Source organism: Pseudomonadota bacterium (assembly GCA_039024915.1).
Classification (GTDB): Bacteria; Pseudomonadota; Alphaproteobacteria; order Rhizobiales; family MH13; genus MH13.
This window is the reverse complement of record JBCCPK010000006.1, coordinates 158,755-177,060: the sequence shown is the minus strand read 5'-3', so window position 1 is coordinate 177,060 and position 18,306 is coordinate 158,755. Positions and strand designations below refer to the sequence as shown.

Here is an 18,306-nt window from a genome sequence, read left to right as displayed (position 1 = left end):
ATTTCCGGCGGGGCCAGATTGGCGCCCTAAGCTTGGCTCTCCATGAGGCCCCGCCGGATCAAACGATACAACTGAGTGTGCGATCCAGGGTACTGCGATGAAACATAAGACATTTTTCTGGTTCATCCTGCCGACCTTATCGGCGATGGTGCTGTTCATTGCGTTCCCCATCGTGTCGGTGGTCATCCAGTCGCTCCACGTCGAGCACGAACAGGTTTTGATAACAGTTCAAAACTGCGGCCCGTTTGGCTGCGAGGATACCGTGACGGTTGATCAGGAAGCGACGGAAGCGCTCCGTGAAGCAGCGCCGCTTGGCCAGTTCAATGGCCTGGGGACCTACACCAACCGCGCGCACCTTGCCTTTGCTGAGTTGGGCGAAGCGTGGAACACGACCGAAACGTGGGGTGAGTTTTGGACCCGTGTGATGAGCTTGCCATTCTACGCGGCGCTCGCCTTCACATTGACCTTCACGTTTGTGGTCACGCCTTTTGTGCTGGTTTTGGGTCTCGCCATCGCGGTGGGTGTCAACAATCTGCCCAAGATTTACAAAGGCCCAACGATCTTTCTGTCGCTGTTGCCGATGATGGTTCCGCCGGTGGTCGGCTCGCTGATCATTCTTTGGATGGTCGACGCGGAAGGCATAATCGGCGCCACGATCCAAAATATTTTCAATGATCCTTCCCTGAGTGTTCGGGCATCGGCACCGCTGATGTGGATCATGTTGATCGTCTACGGCATCTGGTCATCAATCCCGTTCAGCTTTATCGTCTTCTACGCAGGTCTGCAGACTGTTCCGGAAGATACGATGGAAGCGGCGCAGATTGATGGCGCGACCAAGTGGGAGCGGATGCGCTACGTGGTCGTGCCGCACCTCATGCCGCTGGTCGTGTTCATCACGCTTATCCAGCTGATGGATAATTTCCGCGTCTTTGAACCGATTGTCAGTTTTCAGGCGGGCGCCTTCGCACAATCGCTCAGCACGATTATCTTCAACGATCTCCGAGCCTCCGGGAACCCGCTGTATGGATCGGCTGGCGCGACCTCGATCCTGACCATCCTTGGCGTGGTCATTCTGCTCTCCCCAGTATTGGTGCAGACCTACCGCGACTTCACGCGCAAATCGACCCACTAGGAGGGCTGGATTATGGCGACCACGGCAAACGTTAGCGCTACGCCCACAGACATTGTTGAGAACAAACCGCGGTCACGCGTAACGATGCTCACCTATTTTTCAGTGGGCTTCGTTATCCTTTGGCTGATCATCGCGTCTTTCCCTTTCCTATGGACGCTCTGGGGCAGCTTTAAGGTTCAGGCTGACTTTTTCTCCCGTGCTGATTGGACCAACGCGCTTTATGGCGTGTTTACGCAGCAGGAGACGGGCGGCGCCTTCACAACGCAGGCGTATTCGGGCGCGTGGATCGACGAGGAGTTCTGGAAAGCGGTCGTCAACACCTCCATCGTTGTGTTTTTCACGGTCGTTATTTCGCTGACGTTCGGCACTTTGGGTGGCTACGCGCTTGCGCGCTCAGGGTTCCGCTATGCCTTCTGGCTTTTGATGCTCGCCCTGGTGTTTCGTGCGATGCCGCATATCACGCTGGTTTCGGGCTACCTGTTGCCGTTCTTCGAGTGGAATATCTGGGGCATTCTGCCGACCACGATCATCGTGCTTGTGGCGATCAACCAGCCTTTCACGCTTTGGATGTTGCATTCGTTCTTCAAGAACATCCCGAAAGACCTGGACGAGAGTGCAATGGTGGACGGGTGCACGCGGTTCCAGGCATTTCGCTATGTCATCATCCCGGTGATGTGGCCGGGCGTTATCACAACAGGGCTGTTCTCGTTCCTGCTTGCCTATAACGACTTCGCCGTCACAGCGATGCTCCTAAGCTCGGAAAATCAGACCATGATCCCGGCAGTTGTGAGTTTCCTCGGTACCACACAGGAGCAAGGCAACGTCATGTTTGCCGTCGCCTCAGTGGTCTCGGCGACGGTGCCCCTGTTTATCCTTGTGCTGTTTTTCCAGCGGCAGATCGTTTCCGGCTTGACGGCTGGGGCTGTGAAGGGCTAGCGCGCAGCTATGAGCAAAAATGCCCGCCACGGCGCACTCCTGCGCCATCCCTGCCTGAACAGGCTTCCGCGCGACTTCATAGCGGTGTGATCGACCAACCCTCTGATCGATCACACTTTTATGGAGGTAGGGGCATGAAAGGCTCACGTCCCGAGCAAGCGGTTCTCAGCCGCGACACCGATTTATCCAAAACCGACGAGACGCGCCGCGTCATCGAAGGCATGGTCGATGGTCTGAACGATCATCGCATCCATGACATCCACGAATTCTTCCACGACGCCTTCCGTTGGATGGGCAATTTCGGCTGCGGCTCGAAGAACGGCGTCAACGAGTTCAACGAAAACTGGCAAAAACCCTTTCAGGCCGCCTTCAAGGACAAGGTCTGCACCGATGAAGCCCGGCTGTATATGGGCGAGTGGGCGGCAGCGTTCGGCCGTCAGGAAGCAACCCATGCTGGCACCTTTATGGGCGTCGAGCCGACCGGCAAACGGATCGAAATCCGCTACATGGATTTCTGGAAAGTGGTTGATGGCAAGATCGTCGATAACTGGGTCATGGTCGATTTTCCTCATGTCCTCAGTCAGTTAGGCGTTGATGTCTTCAAGGGTGAAGGCTGGGAAGCCTTCGACCGTGGCGAACGCCAACCTCCCGCGCCGGATCATGAGACGCCGGACGGTTTCCATGCTTGACCGGCACTCCCAGAACAAGGCGTTGCTCGCCCAATGGCGGGCGGCGCTGTACGATTTCGAACCGGCGCAAGCACTCGAAGCGCTGACAAAAATAGCGGCGCCCGACATGTCCGCCCATATGGCCGAGCCATGGGGTGATCTTGTCGCGACAAGACCGTTCTTTGTCGCGACAATCGGGTCGCTCGCCGACGCGATGCCGGATTTTGAGCGACGCGATCAGATTGTGGTCGCAGGCACGGATGATCATGGCGCCGACTGGGTCGGCTGCGCGGGCTTCTACCTCGGGACGTTTGAGCGGCCGCTGTTTGATATCCCGTCGACGGGTCATATGGCGCATATGCGCTTTCATGAGTTCTACCGCATCGAAGATCAGCGCATCGTCGAGATACAGGCGCTATGGGACCTGCCTGAACTGATGATGCAGGCAGGTGCCTGGCCGCTCGCGCCTTCACTTGGTCGCGAATGGCACGTTTCCGGACCAGCTCCCCAAGATGGTCTGGTGCCCGGTCCCTACGATGAGGCGCGGTCCAGAGCTTCCTGCCAGCATATCGTTGACATGCTGACCTACCTCAAAAAGCATCCGTCCGAAGGCGGGCCTGAGGTCATGGAGATGGAACGCTTCTGGCACCCGAAGATGAGCTGGTATGGACCTTCTGGGATCGGTACCGGGCGGGGCTTCGACGGCTTTCGCAAATGGCACCAGATCCCCTTCCTCGAAGGGATGCCTGATCGCGGCCAGTATGTGGACGACGTTACCTACCATTTCTTTGGGGACGGCGATTACGCAGCGGTCACCGGATGGCCGAACATGATCCAGACGCTCACCGATGATGGCTGGCTCGGTATCGCCCCCTCCGGCAAACGCATCACCATGCGGTCGCTCGATTTCTGGCGGATCGAAAACGGTCTTATCCGCGAAAATTGGGTCATGGTCGATCTGATGGACATGTACCGTCAGATAGGGGTAGACGTGCTGGCCCGCATGCGCAGCTTCAACAAGGCGCGGACCGGTTTCGACAAGGAAACTGGGCGGGCGATACCGGGGGCATTTCAATGAGAGGTTTCAGCCAGCGCTGGGCCGATTTTCCCGATTACATTCTGGGGATCACAAAGGAAATCTGGGAAGATCGCGGTATCGCGACCCTGGAGCATTCCTACGCGCCGGACGTCATCGTCCGCATGCCGTCCGGCATGTCGATCGGCAACCGCGCGTCGATCAACTCGACGATGGCGGTTCTCTCCGAGCTGCCGGACCGCCAGCTCCTTGGCGAGGATGTCATCTGGTCCGGCAGCCCGGAAAAGGGCGATCTGTTGTCGTCGCACCGCCTGATGTCGACAGCGACCCACAGCCGCGATGGCTTCCATGGGCGAGCGACGGGCAAGAGGCTCCACTACCGGATCATTGCTGACTGTGCGGCCCGTGACGACGCGATCTACGACGAATGGCTCATTCGCGACAATGGCGCGATCGTCCGGCAGGTGGGCTGGGACATTCCGGACTTCGTGCGTGATCTGATCGCCCGTGAAGGCGGCGTGGAGCAGGCTTCAAAGCCTTACCGACCGACACCTGACGAGCCCATCCACTACACCGGGCGCGGCAACGATCACGAGGTGGGCGAGCGGTACGCGACCACGCTGCGCAATCTGATGCGCGCGAATTTTGCGACCATCGAGCGCGACTATGACCGAGCCTGCCAGATCGACATGCCCGGCTATCAGACCGGCCACGGCTGGCCGGCAGTGGATGGTTTTTGGCTGCCACTGCGCGCGGCCATGCCCGACGCAGCGTTCGAGATCCACCACCAGATCGGCCGCGATGATGGCGATGGGTTTCCCGCGCGTGCCGCCATCCGCTGGTCGCTCACCGGTAAGCATGAGGGATACGGGCCGTTTGGCCCGCCATCAGGCGCTGATATCCATATCATGGGCGCAAGCCACGCTGAATACGGCCCGTGGGGTCTGCGGCGCGAATTTGTGCTGTATGATGAAGTGGCGATCTGGAAGCAGATCATTCTTGCAACGGGCTAGCGAGATGACGGCGATCGGCGTGTTCGGTTTTGCCGAAAAACTGATGAGCATGGATGACGCAACCTGGCGTCGCCACGCCAACCCGTGGAGCGTCTGGACGCGCTTCACATGCCTGCCGTTGTTGGTGCTGGCGCTTTGGTCGCGCCAATGGCTGGGCTGGGGCGCGCTGCCGCTGTTTATCCTGGCTGCCGCATGGACATGGTACAACCCGCGCGCCTTTCCGCCGCCTCGGTCGTTTGCAGGCTGGGGGTCGCTGGCAACGCTGGGTGAGCGTGTCTGGCTGGCCAAAGATCGCGTCTCAATCGACGCACATCATCTCAGGGCCGCGAACGTGCTGGCGGCGCTGTCGGCTATCGGCCTCCCACCGCTCATATACGGCATCTGGGTCTACGATGTCTGGGCAACTCTTGCTGGCATTTGCCTGACTGTGCTGCCGAAAGTGTGGTTCTGCGATCGCATGGTTTGGATCCATGCTGACACGACGGGCCATACGCCTGGAACCGAGCTTGCTGAACCGCTTTTGCCCGAACCCTTATCTTCCGAAACGTCCCAAAACACCGCGAAAGGATAGCGATCGTGACGCCCGCCGAGATGGAAAGCCGGATTGTCCGCTATGGCGATCTTCAACCTTGCCGTACCGCCTTCATCGATGCCCATACGCCGGGCTCGGACCAGAAGGAGAACTTCACGATTATTGGCGGTGGCGTGTCTGAAAGCGCCGATCAGCACGTCCACATCAGCATGCCGCACGGCTTCAATATCGGGGCGGCGGGCCAGCCGCCTAAGTGCCGAAACTCGCTACACTGCCACCGCACGGCGGAGGTCTTCTTTGTCCTGAAGGGTCGCTGGCGCTTCTTCTGGGGCCGGTGGGGCGATGCTGGCGAGGTGACGCTGGAAGAAGGCGACATCTTCAACATCCCGACGGGCATCTTTCGGGGGTTCGAGAACATTGGCGATGACTATGGGATGATCATGGCCATTCTCGGCGGGGACGATGCCGGGGGTGGCGTGATATGGGCGCCACAGGTGATCGAGGACGCCAAGGACCATGGGCTGGTCTTGTCCGAGAAAGGAAAGCTCTACGACACGTTACGTGGCGAGAGCCTTCCCGATGGTGAGAAGCCTATGCCCCTTTTGACCGATGAGGAGCTTAAGGCGTTTCCGGAGCCGACCACGGATGATGTGATACCCAATTACGTTGCCCGCTATTGGGATCTGATGGCGCTGTCGGATCGGACGCCTGCAAAGGTGATCGGCGAAAATGGGAAGCTGCGCGACAAGCCGGGCTTCGAAGTGGATTTCGTCACGCGAGCGTCTGCTTCCGATGAGATGCACAGTCACGATAAACCGGCCGTCCTCATGCCTGTGACGGGCCACTGGCGTGTCGATTGGGCGAACGGCGTGAACAATGGCACGGTTACGTTGGCCCCGGGCGACACGATGAGCGTGCCGGAAGGCATTGCTCACCGTAGTCAGCCTTCGATGTCCGGCGACGCCGCGCTGTATCACATCGTCGCCACCGGCGATCCTGCGGGGGCGACCTGGGTGCCTTCCTAGCGTGAGACCCGCGGCCGCCTCGATCACACCAGACCTGGTTGCGGTCCATGCCGCAACCCGCGCCATCTATGACAAGGCGGCTACGGGTTACGACGCCCATCGCGCTAAGTTCCTCTTCGAACGGCCATGGCTAGATCGGTTTCTGGGTGCGCTGCCTGACCGGCCGACAGTCGCAGACGTCGGTTGCGGGGCAGGGGAACCGATTGCGCGGTATCTGATTGGAGCGGGTTGCCGTCTGACCGGCATCGATTGCGCACCGGCCATGTTGGCCATCGCCCGAAAGCGCTTTGCGGATCACACCTGGATCGAAGCGGACATGCGGACCCTTGCGCTCAAGCATCACTTCGATGGGCTGATCTCATGGGACGCCTTTTTTCATTTGAGCCGCGCTGAGCAGCGCCAGACCATTCCGCGTCTGGCGGAGCACGTTGCGCCAGGCGGCGCGATGATGCTGACCGTCGGGCCCAAGGATTGCGAGGGCTCAGGCACCGTCGAAGGTGAGGCCGGCTATCATGCGAGCCTCGACCCGGCCGAGTATGAAAGCCTGCTGACGCGGTCGGGATTTTCCGATATCCGGTTCGTAAAGGAAGACCCCGAGTGCGACTTTCATTCGGTCGTGCTTGCAAGCAATAAGAAGCCCTGAAGGAGCCACCCATGACCATCGCTACCACCCATGTGGGCTCGTTGCCGCGCAGCCAGAAAGTCGTCGACTTCATCTTCGCACGCGAGAAAAAGCAGTCATACGACCAAGCGGACTTCGATGCGGCGATGACAGAGGCGGTCGATGAGGTTGTGAGGCGGCAGAACGAAGCGGGTATTACGGTCGTCTCCGACGGGGAGACCTCCAAGATCAGCTACGCGACCTATGTGAAGGATCGCTATTCCGGCTTTGATGGCGACAGCCCGCGAAACGCTCCGGCCGATCTCAAGTTGTTCCCAACATTCCTGGAGAGGCTTCGCGATGACGGGGGGACGCCGACTTATGCGCGGCCCATGTGTGTCGGCGAGGTCAAGTCGCTGGGGCAGGGTGAGCTTGAAAAGGACATCGCCAACCTTAAGGCCGGAATGGCCAAATATGGCGTCGAGCGCGGCTTCATGAATGCGGCATCCCCCGGCGTGATTTCGCTGTTTTTGCCCAATGAGCATTATCCGAGCCGAGAGGCCTATCTAGCGGCGCTGGCCGATGCGATGCGGGATGAATATCGCACGATTGTCGAAGCCGGGCTCGATGTTCAGCTCGACTGTCCCGACCTCGCCCTGTCGCGCCACATGCTGTTCACCGATCTGAGCGACGAGGAATTCGTGCGCGTCGCGCAGCAGAATGTGGATGCGCTCAACCATGCGCTGGAGGGTATCGACCCGGGACGCGTCCGCATTCACATCTGCTGGGGCAATTATGAAGGCCCACACGTCTGCGACATCGATATGGCGACCATGTTCGATACGCTGATGAGCGCCAATGCGCGCTATGTGCTGTTCGAGACATCGAACCCGCGCCACGCGCATGAATGGACCGTGTTCGCGGACCGCAAGTCGGACATCCCCGACGACAAGGTTCTTGTGCCCGGCGTTGTCGATACGACGACGAACTTTGTCGAGCACCCCCAAGTGGTGCGTCAACGCATCGAGCGCTTCGCCGGGATTGTGGGCGAAGACCGGGTCATCGCCGGTTCGGACTGCGGTTTCGGGACGTTTGCGGGCTTTGGCGCTGTCGACCCGGAGATCGCCTGGGCGAAGCTCAAGACGTTGGCCGACGGCGCCGCTCTTGCGAGCTAGCCAGAATAAGCAACGGTCGTCTGCACCTGCTCGCCAAGCCCCTCAATCCCGAGCCGCATCGTCTGACCGGGCTTGAGGTAGGTTTGCGGGTTCTGGCCCATCCCGACGCCCGGTGGCGTGCCGGTCGAGATGATGTCGCCTGGTTGCAAGCTCATGAACTGCGAGATGTAGTGGACGAGATGGCGAACGCCGTAGACCATCGTTTTGGTCGAGCCGTCCTGGTAGCGGTGTCCATCAACCTCAAGGAACATCGACAGGTTTTGCGGGTCCGGGACTTCATCGCGGGTCACCAGCCACGGCCCGATGGGGCCGAACGTGTCGGCTGATTTGCCTTTGACCCACTGACCGGCGCGCTCGATCTGAAAGTGCCGCTCCGACAGGTCGTTGATGACGCAGTAGCCTGCAACATGGTCCATCGCGTCGTCTTCAGAGACGTAGCGCGCTTCCTTGCCGATCACGATGCCAAGCTCGACCTCCCAATCCGATTTCTCGGACCCCTTCGGAATGATCACATCATCGTTTGGGCCGGTGATGGCACTGGTCGCCTTGAAAAACAGGACCGGTTCGGGCGGCACATCCATGCCGGACTCGGCGGCATGGTCGGCGTAGTTGAGGCCAACGCAGATGAATTTGCCAACATTCCCGACGCACGGACCCATGCGCGGTGTACCGTCGACCGCCGGCAGCGACGCAGCGTCGAGGTCGGCGAGCCGTGCAATGCTGGCATCGCCAAGCGTGTCCCCAGCGATGTCCTCTACATGCGCTGAAAGGTCCCTTAGGGTGCCCCCTGCATCGATAAGCCCAGGTTTTTCAGCGCCGGACGCGCCGTATCGAACGAGCTTCATAGTCTATCTCCCGGAAGTTTTTTGGATTGGGGCCGCGATGATCCGTCCGTCCGCTGCCCTGGGTGGTTGATCTGTTGCGGTCTTAGGCCTTGCTTGACCGGCCAAGCGGGGCTTCCTAACATGCTAGAATGCTACAGCCGCACAAGCCCAGCGCGCAAGCCATGCCCAAATCTGAAGCACACTTAAAGACTGATCGCCAAAATGGCGGAGCGGGCCTGTCCATACCCAAAGCAACCGAAGAAATCCTTGCGCCATTGGACGCGTTTTCAGGTACGCTCGCACAGCGCACCTATGCGTCTCTGAAACAGGCAATCCTTTCGCTGGCTCTGAAGCCCGGAGAGGTCCTCAGAAAGCCGGAAATTTGCGGCATGCTCGGCGTCTCGCGTTCACCCGTGGCCGAAGCGCTTGCCAGACTGGCTGGCGAAGGGCTGGTGGATGTGGTCCCGCAGGCCGGCACCTTCGTGGCCCGTTTCTCGGTCGAGGAAATCCGCGAGGGCGCATTTCTGCGTGAAGCCTTGGAAACAGCGGCCGTCGAACGGCTGGCCGAACGGATCACCGAGGCGCAGCTCGCCGAGCTTCGACGTACCTTGCGCATCCAGAAAGTGTTCGTGGACGATGGCGATTTCCCTGGCTTCTACGAACAGGACCGCGCCTTTCATGAACAGATGATGTCGTTTACGGGCTTCAAGCGGCTCGGCCAGTTGGCGCAGACGAGTTGGGTGCATGTTGATCGGGCACGACAGTTGCTGTTGCCCGAACCTGGGCGGGTCGAGGCAACCATTGTCGAGCATATGGCGATCATCGACGCGTTAGCCGCCCGCGACCCGCACGCGGCGCGTCTTGCCACCCGCGCTCATCTACGGCAGCTCATCACCGTGCTTGAGCCGATGATGCGCGATCGCCCGGAATTGTTCACGAGCTTATGATGCAGCCACTGTCCCCGGGCCAGCGCCCAAACGCACCGCGTTACGCCGCGCGCCTGAATGCGTTCAAGATCGGCCTGCCCGGCAAACCGACCATTGAGGATATGCTTCGTGGGGCCGCGAGCGTTGAGGGTCTGAATGCGGCGGACCTGAACTATCCGGACCATTTCGAGACCCACACCGCCCGCGACGTAGCAAGCGTCCTCGATGGGCTTGGAATAGCGCTCAATGGGCTTGCGATGCGCTACTACACCGATCCGGGTTTCCGTCTTGGCGCATTCACGCATCCGGACCGTGCGGTCCGCCAAAACGCCATCGACCTCACCAGGCGCGGCATCGACACACTCTCGGAGATGGGTGGCGATCTGATGACGCTATGGATGGGGCAGGACGGGTTTGATTATGCCTTCCAAGGCAACTATCGGCAGATGTGGGACGACACCATTGATGCCATTCAGGCCGTATGCGCGCATAACCGCTCGGTACAAATTGCGATCGAATACAAACCGAACGAGCCGCGCGCCTACGCCCTGATGCCCGACATCGGCACCACGCTTCTGGCCGTGAAGGAAGCCGGCAGCCCGAACCTTGGCGTGACGCTGGACTTCGCCCATGTCCTGTATGCCGACGAGATGCCTGCCCACACGGCGCATCTGATCGAGCGTCATTCAAAGATACTGGGCGTTCATCTCAATGATGGTTACGGCAAGCGTGACGACGGCCTGATGGTTGGTTCGGTGCACCCCATTCAGACCGTTGAACTGTTTGTGGAACTGGCGCGGGCGGGCTACGCCGGGGCGATCTATTTCGATACCTTCCCCGACCATGGCGGCCTTGATCCATGCGAGGAAGCGCGTGCGAACATTGCGGCGACGGATCGCCTGCGTGCCGTCGCCGAAGGCCTGATGGACAACGTCGACCTTGCTCAAGCCATTGCGGCGCAGAACGCGGCAGCCAGCCACACAATCATCTCACGCGCGCTGTTCGGGGCGGGTTGATGCGCCCAATCGTGGTTGTCGGCGCGGTCCACCACGACGTGATTGTGGATGCTCCGCGACTTCCAAAAGTCGATGAGACGCTGGTTGGTCAGTCGGTGCGCTACGCGTTCGGCGGAAAGGGGGGCAATCAGGCGGTCGCCGCCGCCCGTTTCGCGTCGGGCTTTGGCGCAAGCGTTCACTTTGCGGGGTGTGTTGGGTACGACGAACCGGGCGCGGATGCGGTTCGAACTCTTGCAGAAGCGGGCGTCGATGTGACGGGGCTTCAGCGTGTGGACGAGCCGACGGGCATGAGCGTCGCCATCAGCCTGCCGGACGGCAACTACGGAGCCGTGATCGTCTCCTCCTCCAATCTCGCGTTCGACCCGCTCAAGCTCGTGCTTCCACCTGAACCAGCTGTTTTGGTATTGCAAAACGAACTCTCACCGGCGATCACGCTTGCCGTTGCGCAGATGGCCTCGAAACGCGACGCAACGATCATCATGAACGCGGCACCAGCGCGGCCACTGCCAGCCGCACTGGATACCTTGGTCGATGTGCTTGTGGTCAATCGCGTCGAGGCAGCCGGACTTCTGGAGCGCGACGGACGCCACTTGAAGCCTATCGAAGCCGCCACCGAGCTTCGTGGTGACCGGACCGCGGCGATTGTAACGCTGGGGGGCGGGGGGCTTTGCGTTGCGACAGCCATAGGTGTGGAGGCGCTGCCGCCTCACACGGTCGCCGTTCAGTCGACCCATGGAGCAGGAGACGCCTTCATTGGTGCATTGAGCGCAGCAATCGCGGCTGGCGGAGAGCTTATCGAGGCGTGCCGGTTTGCGAACGCCGCTGCCGCGCTGCATGTCGCCAGCCCACCCGCGTTGCGCGACCGGGTAACTGAGCGTGAGGTACGCGCTTTGATGGCGCAATAACGCCTACGCTTTGTTTATCGCTTCAAGCAGGGGCATCGGCGCGCAGGAGGCCTTGGTCTTTGAGGTCCGCCCAAAGCGCTTCGGGTATCGAGGCTCCTGCCGCCACCAGGTTTGACTCCATCTCCGCTACACCCTGACCGCCGGGAATGACCGAAACCGTGGTTGGGTGCCGCAGTGGAAACTGAAATGCCGCGTCGACCATGCGCACCTGGTGGGCGTTGCAGACCTTTTCGATCCGCTTGACCTTCTCAATGACGTCATCCGGGGCGGGGTTGTAATTGTAGAACGCCCCGGGCTTTGGCCCGCTGGCGAGAATGCCGGAATTGTAGGGGCCGCCGACGACCATGCCGATGCCGCGTTTTTCGGCCAGAGGCAGGAAGCTGTTGAGAGCCTCTTGCTCAAGCAGCGTGTAGCGGCCCGCAAGCAGGAAGATATCGAAGTCGCCTTGCTCGGTGAGGGTCTGGCAGGTCTGCCACTCATTGACGCCCGCACCGAACGCCTTGATGACACCTTGCTCGCGCAACTCGCTCAGCGCCTTGTAACCGCCATCGTTCATTAGCTCGGCGATTTTCGCATCCAAAGCCTCCTGGCTTCCATGATTGAAGATGTCGAGGTCATGGGCAAAAAGGATATCCACCCGGTCAACGCCAAGACGCTCAAGCGAAAACTCAAGTGAGCGCATCACGCCATCATAGGTGTAGTCGTAGACCTCGTTCCGGGCAGGAACATCGAAAAACTTGCCGATGCAGTCGCGCTTGTCCTGCGTTGTCACCTTGAACCAGCGCCCGATCTTCGTGGACAGAACATAATCGTCCCGAGGCTTGGTCCGCAGGAAGCGGTTCATCCGCGTTTCCGATAGGCCAAGGCCATACAGTGGTGCCGTATCATAATAGCGCACGCCCGCTGCCCAAGCGGCTTCCAGAACCGCGTGGGCGTCGTCGTCGCTGATCGCTCGGTAGAGATTGCCGATGGGGGCTGCACCGAATCCGAGTTCCGTGAAGGTCAGTCCGCCATTGCCAAGACGATCCCAGCTTCGTGTCTTGAGCGGTGTTTCGATTTGCATCCCGGCCTCCCGAAGGCGTATCTGTTTGTTGCGTGTTTGACTGACATGTTAGTTGAACCTTCGCGGAACACAAAGCGCCGAAGAAAGGGCCGAGCGGCGCCCGGCCAAAGAGCGTGACGGGGATACACATGCCAAAGTTTGAAGCCTTGTTCGGCACGCGCAAACCGGTGATCGCGATGGTGCACCTCGGCGCGCTCCCCGGTACGCCGCTTTACGATGATGCTGCTGGCCTGCAGGGGTTGATTGATAGCGCGCGGGCCGACCTGAAAGCGCTGCAGGCAGCTGGCGTTGATGCGGTCATGTTCGGCAACGAGAACGACCGCCCCTATGAGCTTGCGGTGGATGTTGCGTCGACCGCGACGATGGCCTCAATCATTGGATGCTTGCGGCCGGAGATCAGGGTCCCGTTTGGAGTCAACGTCTTGTGGGACCCGATGGCGACAATGGCGTTGGCCGCGGCGACTGGCGCGAGCTTTGCGCGTGAAATCTTCACGGGCACCTATGCCAGCGACATGGGTCTGTGGGCGCCTGATGCGGGTAAAGCGCTGCGGTACCGTCGGCAGCTGGGCCGCGATGACTTGCTGGTTATGTACAACGTAGCCGCCGAGTTCGCAGCCAGCCTCGATACCCGGTCCCTAGCGGATCGTGCCCGCAGCGCAGTGTTCTCGTCTATTCCGGACGCCGTCCTGGTATCTGGCCAGATCACCGGCGAGGCGGCGCGCATGGAGGACCTGGAGGCCGTTAAGGCTGTTCTTCCCGAAACGCCCGTTCTCGCCAATACCGGTGTAAAGCATGAGACGGTTGCGGACGTGTTCAGGATTGCCGATGGCTGCGTGGTCGGGTCGGCGCTCAAGGTGGATGGGCACACATGGAACGCGGTCGATGCGGATCGAGCGAAGGACTTCATGGAGCGGGTTCAGGCAGCGCGTGAATGACCATACGAGACGATCTTGAAACGCTCATGATGATCCCCGGACTGTCGGGCCATGAGGAGCGGGTCGCCGCTGCCATTCGAAACCGTCTGTCGGAAATGGACATCGAGCATCGCACGGATCGGCTCGGCAATGTGATCGCGACGCTTGAAGGCGATGCGGCGCGGCCCGCCGTGATGCTGTTCACCCATATGGACCAGCTTGGCTTCGTTGTCCGCAAGGTTGATGCCGATGGCTTCATCCGGGTTGAGCGGCTCGGCGGGGTGCCGGAGAGGGCGCTTGCTGCCCAGCCGGTCGTGCTGTGCACCGCTGGTGGCGATGTGCCCGCCGTCATCGCGAACAAAGCGCACCACGCGACCACGCCGGATGAAAAGTACACGGTCGTGCGCGCCCCGGACCTGCAGATCGATGCGGGCTTTTCGAGCGCCGGGGAGGCGGCAGAAGCCGGTGTGCAGATCGGGACGCCTGTGGTCTACAAGCCCGCTTTCGAGGCGCTAGACGAACACCGGATCGCCGGGACCGCCGTCGACGATCGGGCAGGCTGTGCAGTGCTGCTTGCGGTCGCGGCCAGTCTCGTTGAGACCTACAACCGATCAACAGTCCATCTGGTGTTTTCGGTACAGGAAGAATTCAATTTACGTGGGGCGGTGGTGGCCGCGCAGTCGCTGCGCCCGGACATCGCGATCCAGATCGATCTGATGCTTGCGACCGATACCCCGGATATGATCGACCGTGGGGACATGGCGCTTGGTAGCGGGCCGGGCATGAGCCTGTATTCTTTCCATGGGCGCGGAACCCTCAACGGGGTTATCCCGCACCCGTCGCTGGTGGCGTTGATGGAGCGCACGGCGGCTGATGTCGGGTTACCGTTGCAACGCTCCGCCCAGACTGGCGTGCTCACCGATCTGAGCTACGTTCAGCTGGTAGGCGAGGGTGTGGCCAGCATCGATGTAGGGTTCCCCATGCGAGCGTCGCATTCGGCGCGCGAAGTTTGTGATGTGCGCGATCTTGAAGCTCTCGCCACGCTTTTGACCGCTGCCATTCCCGCGATCGGGCCGGACTTTTCACTCAATAGGGATCAGCTATGACCACCTACACACTTGGGGTCGACATCGGCACGTTCGAGTCCAAGGGCGTGTTGGTTAGCGAGACCGGGACCATTGCAGGGCAGGCGGCAAGACCGCACAAGATGCTGGTTCCGCAAGCAGGCTGGGCCGAGCACCGGCCCGACGAGGATTGGTGGGGCGATTTCGTCCACATCACGAAGACGCTGCTCGCCGAGACCGGAATCGATCCAAGCGCTATCAAGGCGATCGCGTGTTCCGGTATCGGGCCTTGCATGCTGCCGGTCAACGCCGCTGGCGAACCGCTCATGAACGGCGTTCTGTACGGTGTGGACACGCGCGCTGCTAGGCAGATCGATGCTTTGAACGCCAAGTTGGGCGAAGAGGCGATCCTTGCTTTTGGCGGTAATGCCCTGACCAGCCAGTCGGTTGGGCCGAAGATCCTTTGGCTCAAGGAGGAACGCCCGGACTTGTGGTCGCGGACGGCCAAGATCCTGACCTGTTCGAGCTATCTGACCATGAAGCTTACCGGTGCGATCGTGATCGACCATTACACAGCGTCGAGTTCGACCCCGCTGTACGACCTCAATGCGCAAACATGGTCCGACGCGTTGGGCTCGGACATTTGCCCGCTGTCCATGATGCCGGACCTGATGTGGTCGGCTGAGATTGCCGGCACGGTCACCGCCGACGCTGCTGCTGAAACTGGGCTAGCTGAGGGCACGCCAGTAACGTGCGGCACCGTTGATGCAGCCTCCGAGGCGGTCAGCGTCGGCACGCTCGCACCTGGTGACATGATGATGATGTACGGTTCGACCATCTTCATCATCACCGTCACGGAGAGCCAGCTTTCCGACCCGAGGCTGTGGCATGCGCCATGGCTGTTTGAAGGCGAGTATGCCGCGATGGCGGGGCTCGCCACATCGGGTACGCTGACCCACTGGTTTCGCGACCAGTTCGCCAGAGAGCTCTCCAAAGAAGACGCGTTCCCGGTGCTTGCAAGCGAAGCGGGCGCCTCGCCGCCCGGTGCCAAGGGCCTTCTATGCTTGCCGTACTTTTCGGGCGAGCGGACGCCCATCCACGACCCGCATGCAAAGGGCACCTTCTTCGGCCTCGACCTGACCCATGAGCGCGGGGACATCTACCGCGCGGTGATCGAAGGTATCGCTATGGGGACGCGTCACGTCACGGAGACATACGCTGAGGCGGGTCAGGTGCCCAGGCGGCTCCTTGCCGTGGGTGGCGGCACGAAGAATGAGCTTTGGTTGCAAGCGACATCGGACCTGACGGGCCTTGACCAGATCGTCTGCTCGGTCACGACCGGTGCGAGCTATGGCAACGCGTTCCTCGCGCGTATGGCTCTGGGTGAGGTGATCAAGGCCGACCTGCCGAACTGGAACCCCGTCGATCGGACGGTGAACGTGCAGCACCATGACGCGTATGAGCGGCAGTACCCGCTGTTCAAAAGGCTCTATGAACAGACCGCCGACGTCGCGCACGCCCTGCGCGGCTAGCACACCTCTACTTCACGGCCCCCGCAGCCATGCCCTTGATGATGAAGCGTTCAAGGATCACGCCGATCACGATCAGCGGCAGGATCGCCGCAAATGACAGCGCGGCCATCGACCACCAGCTGATGCCTTGAGAGCCGGTCTGGCTCGCTACCATCACGGGTAAGGTGTTGGCGTGGGTCGAGGTCAGAAGCGCGGCGAAGAAATACTCGTTCCAGGTTAGCACCAGCGAAAGGATGAAGGCCGCAACCATGCCCGGTAGGGCAATGGGTAGAATAATGGTGATGAACGCCTGCCAGACCGACAGGCCGTCTACCAGCGCCGCTTCCTCCAGCTCCGTCGGGATACCGGCAAATTGGTCACGCATGATCCAAATGACGATGGGTAGAACTGTGAGCGTGTAAAGGAGGATAAGCCCGATCCGCGTGTCGAGCAGATCAAGCTCGCGGTAGAGCACGAGAAACGGCAGCGCGAGGACCACCGGCGGCAAGATCAGCTGCGACAGGAAGAAGAACGAGATGTCAGAATTGCGCATGAAGCCGAACTTGAAGGAGAAGCGCGACAGGCCGTAAGCGGCAAGGCTCCCTAGCACCACGGCCAGCGTCGAGGCGGACAAAGCAGTAATCATCGAGTTAAAAAACCGCTGTAAGAACTGCTCTCTAACTGTTGATTCTGCTGCAATAGTTTCCGGCGACAGACCCAGCGATCGCCACCCGAGCCAAGCGGGGCGGTAGTCGACCCAGGGGATCATGTTCCCGCGCATGACGTCCGGCGCCATTTTGAAGCTTGTGGTGATCGTCCAGTAGATCGGAAACAGGCACACGATGGCCCAGGCGATCAGGATGCCGTAAATAAGCGCGCGCGACGCGAACCATTTCGCCTTGTAGGTCGCGTCCGCTTCGGTGTCGTAGAAGATCTGCTGCTCGGCCATCGCTGCGTCACTGCCCCCCGGTCTGGGGCCGCATCCATCGGTCGGCCAGTTTCATCAGGATCGTCATCGCGATGACGATGATGACGAGATAGACCATGGCGAGCATGGTGCCATAGCCGACGTTCGAGCGGTCGCGATATTCGCGGAAGATGAAGCTCGTAACCGAATCCGTCGCGCCACCGGGGCCGCCGGACGTCACGTTGATGATGATGTCGGCCAGCTTCAGTTTGAAGATAATGCGAATGAGGATCGCCGTCAGCGATACCGGAAGCATCAACGGGAACGTCACCTCCCAAAAGCCGCGCCAGCCCGATGCGCCATCGACCTTTGCCGCTTCCTGAACCTCTTTGGGGATGGCCTGAAGTCCCGCCAGTATCATGATCATCATGAAGGGGATGAAGGTCCACGCATCCATGACCATGATCGTGAGGCGCGCCAGTTCCGGGTTTCCAAAGAACGACACCTGATCGACGCCCAGTTCGCGCAGAAGCCGCGAGATTGGGCCGAAGCGCACCTCCAGCATGGATTTGCCGATCATCCAGGAAACAGCGACAGGCGAGAGCATGAGCGGCAGGAGGAAAGCCACCCGAAAGAATTTGCGCGCCTTGATCTGGCTGTTGAGGAGGAGCGCAAGGCCAAAGGCGATCGTGTACTCGACGAGGATTGCGAGCGTGTACCAGACCATGTTGGTGAGCGCGTTCCAGTAGAACGGGTCGTTCCACATTTGAACGACGTTGTCCCAGCCGTTGAACTGTCTTCCATCGGGCGAAGACAGGTTCCAATCGGAGAACGCGATGGTCAACCCGAACAGCAACGGGAAGACGACCATGGATACGACAAACAATGTCGCCGGTAGAACAAACAAGACCCGCTTGCCCTGTTCGCCGCGGATCAGCACCTGTCCAACGCACAGGCAGATGGCCCAAAGAACGTAGGCGTAGAGCGTCGGTCTCCAGTTATCGGCTATCGGAGCGATGACGCCCCTCTGCCCGAGCATCTGGACCGCGGCGACGAGA

General features: G+C 60.4%; 19 protein-coding genes. 15 read left to right on the top strand and 4 right to left on the bottom strand.

Annotated elements, in window-relative coordinates; genetic code table 11:
* Window positions 1-97: 97 nt before the first annotated feature.
* The 9 genes from AAF739_13285 to AAF739_13245 all read left to right on the top strand — a co-directional run bounded on the left by AAF739_13285 (window position 98) and on the right by AAF739_13245 (window position 8,118).
* A complete protein-coding gene (locus AAF739_13285; protein ID MEM6383644.1) occupies window positions 98-1,132 on the top strand; it encodes a sugar ABC transporter permease in 1,035 nt (344 codons plus the stop codon).
* 84 nt (window positions 1,133-1,216) lie between these two features.
* Entirely contained in the window at window positions 1,217-2,068 is an 852-nt protein-coding gene (locus AAF739_13280) for a carbohydrate ABC transporter permease (protein ID MEM6383643.1), read from the top strand.
* Window positions 2,069-2,202: 134 nt separating this feature from the next.
* Entirely contained in the window at window positions 2,203-2,757 is a 555-nt protein-coding gene (locus tag AAF739_13275; protein MEM6383642.1) for an ester cyclase, read from the top strand.
* A complete protein-coding gene (locus AAF739_13270; GenBank protein ID MEM6383641.1) occupies window positions 2,750-3,814 on the top strand; it encodes an ester cyclase in 1,065 nt (354 codons plus the stop codon). Before AAF739_13275 ends, AAF739_13270 begins: the two co-directional genes overlap by 8 nt.
* Window positions 3,811-4,785 (top strand): nuclear transport factor 2 family protein, encoded by a 975-nt coding sequence (locus AAF739_13265; protein ID MEM6383640.1) that lies wholly within the window; start codon window positions 3,811-3,813, stop codon window positions 4,783-4,785. The genes AAF739_13270 and AAF739_13265 overlap by 4 nt, the downstream gene beginning before the upstream one ends.
* On the top strand, window positions 4,772-5,356 hold the full coding sequence (locus tag AAF739_13260) for a DUF6653 family protein (protein ID MEM6383639.1): 585 nt from the start codon (window positions 4,772-4,774) through the stop codon (window positions 5,354-5,356). Before AAF739_13265 ends, AAF739_13260 begins: the two co-directional genes overlap by 14 nt.
* A 5-nt stretch (window positions 5,357-5,361) precedes the next feature.
* Window positions 5,362-6,342 carry a cupin domain-containing protein gene (locus tag AAF739_13255; GenBank protein MEM6383638.1) on the top strand — a complete coding sequence of 327 codons (981 nt, stop codon included), beginning with the start codon at window positions 5,362-5,364 and terminating at the stop codon, window positions 6,340-6,342.
* A gap of 1 nt (window position 6,343) precedes the next feature.
* Window positions 6,344-6,985 carry a class I SAM-dependent methyltransferase gene (locus AAF739_13250; GenBank protein MEM6383637.1) on the top strand — a complete coding sequence of 214 codons (642 nt, stop codon included), beginning with the start codon at window positions 6,344-6,346 and terminating at the stop codon, window positions 6,983-6,985.
* A gap of 11 nt (window positions 6,986-6,996) precedes the next feature.
* Window positions 6,997-8,118, top strand: a complete 1,122-nt coding sequence (locus AAF739_13245) for a cobalamin-independent methionine synthase II family protein (protein MEM6383636.1) — start codon at window positions 6,997-6,999, stop codon at window positions 8,116-8,118.
* Here the strand turns inward: AAF739_13245 and AAF739_13240 are convergent.
* Window positions 8,115-8,963: a fumarylacetoacetate hydrolase family protein gene (locus AAF739_13240; GenBank protein MEM6383635.1), complete on the bottom strand. Its 849-nt coding sequence runs from the start codon at window positions 8,961-8,963 to the stop codon at window positions 8,115-8,117. The two genes, AAF739_13245 and AAF739_13240, sit on opposite strands and share 4 nt — an antisense overlap.
* Before the next feature lie 161 nt (window positions 8,964-9,124).
* Here AAF739_13240 and AAF739_13235 point away from each other — a divergent pair, with 161 nt between their 5' ends.
* Genes AAF739_13235 through AAF739_13225 form a run of 3 tightly spaced genes read left to right on the top strand, consistent with a single transcriptional unit; the run spans window position 9,125 to window position 11,789 of the window.
* Window positions 9,125-9,889 carry a GntR family transcriptional regulator gene (locus AAF739_13235; protein MEM6383634.1) on the top strand — a complete coding sequence of 255 codons (765 nt, stop codon included), beginning with the start codon at window positions 9,125-9,127 and terminating at the stop codon, window positions 9,887-9,889.
* Complete coding sequence (locus AAF739_13230) at window positions 9,889-10,884, top strand: TIM barrel protein (GenBank protein MEM6383633.1); 996 nt, start codon at window positions 9,889-9,891, stop codon at window positions 10,882-10,884. Before AAF739_13235 ends, AAF739_13230 begins: the two co-directional genes overlap by 1 nt.
* Window positions 10,884-11,789, top strand: coding sequence for a PfkB family carbohydrate kinase (locus AAF739_13225; protein MEM6383632.1), 906 nt, complete (start codon window positions 10,884-10,886; stop codon window positions 11,787-11,789). The genes AAF739_13230 and AAF739_13225 overlap by 1 nt, the downstream gene beginning before the upstream one ends.
* A gap of 22 nt (window positions 11,790-11,811) precedes the next feature.
* Here AAF739_13225 and AAF739_13220 read toward each other — a convergent pair whose 3' ends face one another.
* Complete coding sequence (locus AAF739_13220) at window positions 11,812-12,852, bottom strand: aldo/keto reductase (GenBank protein ID MEM6383631.1); 1,041 nt, start codon at window positions 12,850-12,852, stop codon at window positions 11,812-11,814.
* Between the two features lie 128 nt (window positions 12,853-12,980).
* On the opposite strand from AAF739_13220, the gene AAF739_13215 reads away from it, so the two are divergent.
* The 3 genes from AAF739_13215 to AAF739_13205 are packed head-to-tail and all read left to right on the top strand — an operon-like array spanning window position 12,981 to window position 16,362.
* Complete coding sequence (locus tag AAF739_13215; protein ID MEM6383630.1) at window positions 12,981-13,787, top strand: BtpA/SgcQ family protein; 807 nt, start codon at window positions 12,981-12,983, stop codon at window positions 13,785-13,787.
* Window positions 13,784-14,872 carry a M42 family metallopeptidase gene (locus AAF739_13210; GenBank protein ID MEM6383629.1) on the top strand — a complete coding sequence of 363 codons (1,089 nt, stop codon included), beginning with the start codon at window positions 13,784-13,786 and terminating at the stop codon, window positions 14,870-14,872. Before AAF739_13215 ends, AAF739_13210 begins: the two co-directional genes overlap by 4 nt.
* The gene (locus AAF739_13205) at window positions 14,869-16,362 is read left to right on the top strand and encodes an FGGY-family carbohydrate kinase (GenBank protein MEM6383628.1); all 1,494 of its coding nucleotides are present in this window, start codon (window positions 14,869-14,871) and stop codon (window positions 16,360-16,362) included. The genes AAF739_13210 and AAF739_13205 overlap by 4 nt, the downstream gene beginning before the upstream one ends.
* Window positions 16,363-16,369: 7 nt before the next feature.
* Here the strand turns inward: AAF739_13205 and AAF739_13200 are convergent, their stop codons facing one another.
* Window positions 16,370-17,290 (bottom strand): carbohydrate ABC transporter permease, encoded by a 921-nt coding sequence (locus AAF739_13200; protein MEM6383627.1) that lies wholly within the window; start codon window positions 17,288-17,290, stop codon window positions 16,370-16,372.
* A 7-nt stretch (window positions 17,291-17,297) separates the two neighbouring features.
* A complete protein-coding gene (locus AAF739_13195; GenBank protein MEM6383626.1) occupies window positions 17,298-18,287 on the bottom strand; it encodes a sugar ABC transporter permease in 990 nt (329 codons plus the stop codon).
* Window positions 18,288-18,306: the final 19 nt, after the last annotated feature.

Excerpts from the sequence above, each read along its gene's own strand:
- AAF739_13280 (MEM6383643.1), top strand. The coding sequence starts at position 1,217 with ATGCTCACCTATTTTTCAGTGGGCTTCGTTATCCTTTGGCTGATCATC.
- AAF739_13210 (MEM6383629.1), top strand. The coding sequence starts at position 13,784 with ATGACCATACGAGACGATCTTGAAACGCTCATGATGATCCCCGGACTG.
- AAF739_13265 (MEM6383640.1), top strand. The coding sequence starts at position 3,811 with ATGAGAGGTTTCAGCCAGCGCTGGGCCGATTTTCCCGATTACATTCTG.
- AAF739_13270 (MEM6383641.1), top strand. The coding sequence starts at position 2,750 with ATGCTTGACCGGCACTCCCAGAACAAGGCGTTGCTCGCCCAATGGCGG.
- AAF739_13200 (MEM6383627.1), bottom strand. The coding sequence starts at position 17,290 with ATGGCCGAGCAGCAGATCTTCTACGACACCGAAGCGGACGCGACCTAC.
- AAF739_13230 (MEM6383633.1), top strand. The coding sequence starts at position 9,889 with ATGCAGCCACTGTCCCCGGGCCAGCGCCCAAACGCACCGCGTTACGCC.
- AAF739_13240 (MEM6383635.1), bottom strand. The coding sequence starts at position 8,963 with ATGAAGCTCGTTCGATACGGCGCGTCCGGCGCTGAAAAACCTGGGCTT.
- AAF739_13205 (MEM6383628.1), top strand. The coding sequence starts at position 14,869 with ATGACCACCTACACACTTGGGGTCGACATCGGCACGTTCGAGTCCAAG.
- AAF739_13195 (MEM6383626.1), bottom strand. The coding sequence starts at position 18,287 with ATGCTCGGGCAGAGGGGCGTCATCGCTCCGATAGCCGATAACTGGAGA.
- AAF739_13235 (MEM6383634.1), top strand. The coding sequence starts at position 9,125 with ATGCCCAAATCTGAAGCACACTTAAAGACTGATCGCCAAAATGGCGGA.
- AAF739_13220 (MEM6383631.1), bottom strand. The coding sequence starts at position 12,852 with ATGCAAATCGAAACACCGCTCAAGACACGAAGCTGGGATCGTCTTGGC.
- AAF739_13225 (MEM6383632.1), top strand. The coding sequence starts at position 10,884 with ATGCGCCCAATCGTGGTTGTCGGCGCGGTCCACCACGACGTGATTGTG.
- AAF739_13245 (MEM6383636.1), top strand. The coding sequence starts at position 6,997 with ATGACCATCGCTACCACCCATGTGGGCTCGTTGCCGCGCAGCCAGAAA.
- AAF739_13275 (MEM6383642.1), top strand. The coding sequence starts at position 2,203 with ATGAAAGGCTCACGTCCCGAGCAAGCGGTTCTCAGCCGCGACACCGAT.
- AAF739_13215 (MEM6383630.1), top strand. The coding sequence starts at position 12,981 with ATGCCAAAGTTTGAAGCCTTGTTCGGCACGCGCAAACCGGTGATCGCG.
- AAF739_13285 (MEM6383644.1), top strand. The coding sequence starts at position 98 with ATGAAACATAAGACATTTTTCTGGTTCATCCTGCCGACCTTATCGGCG.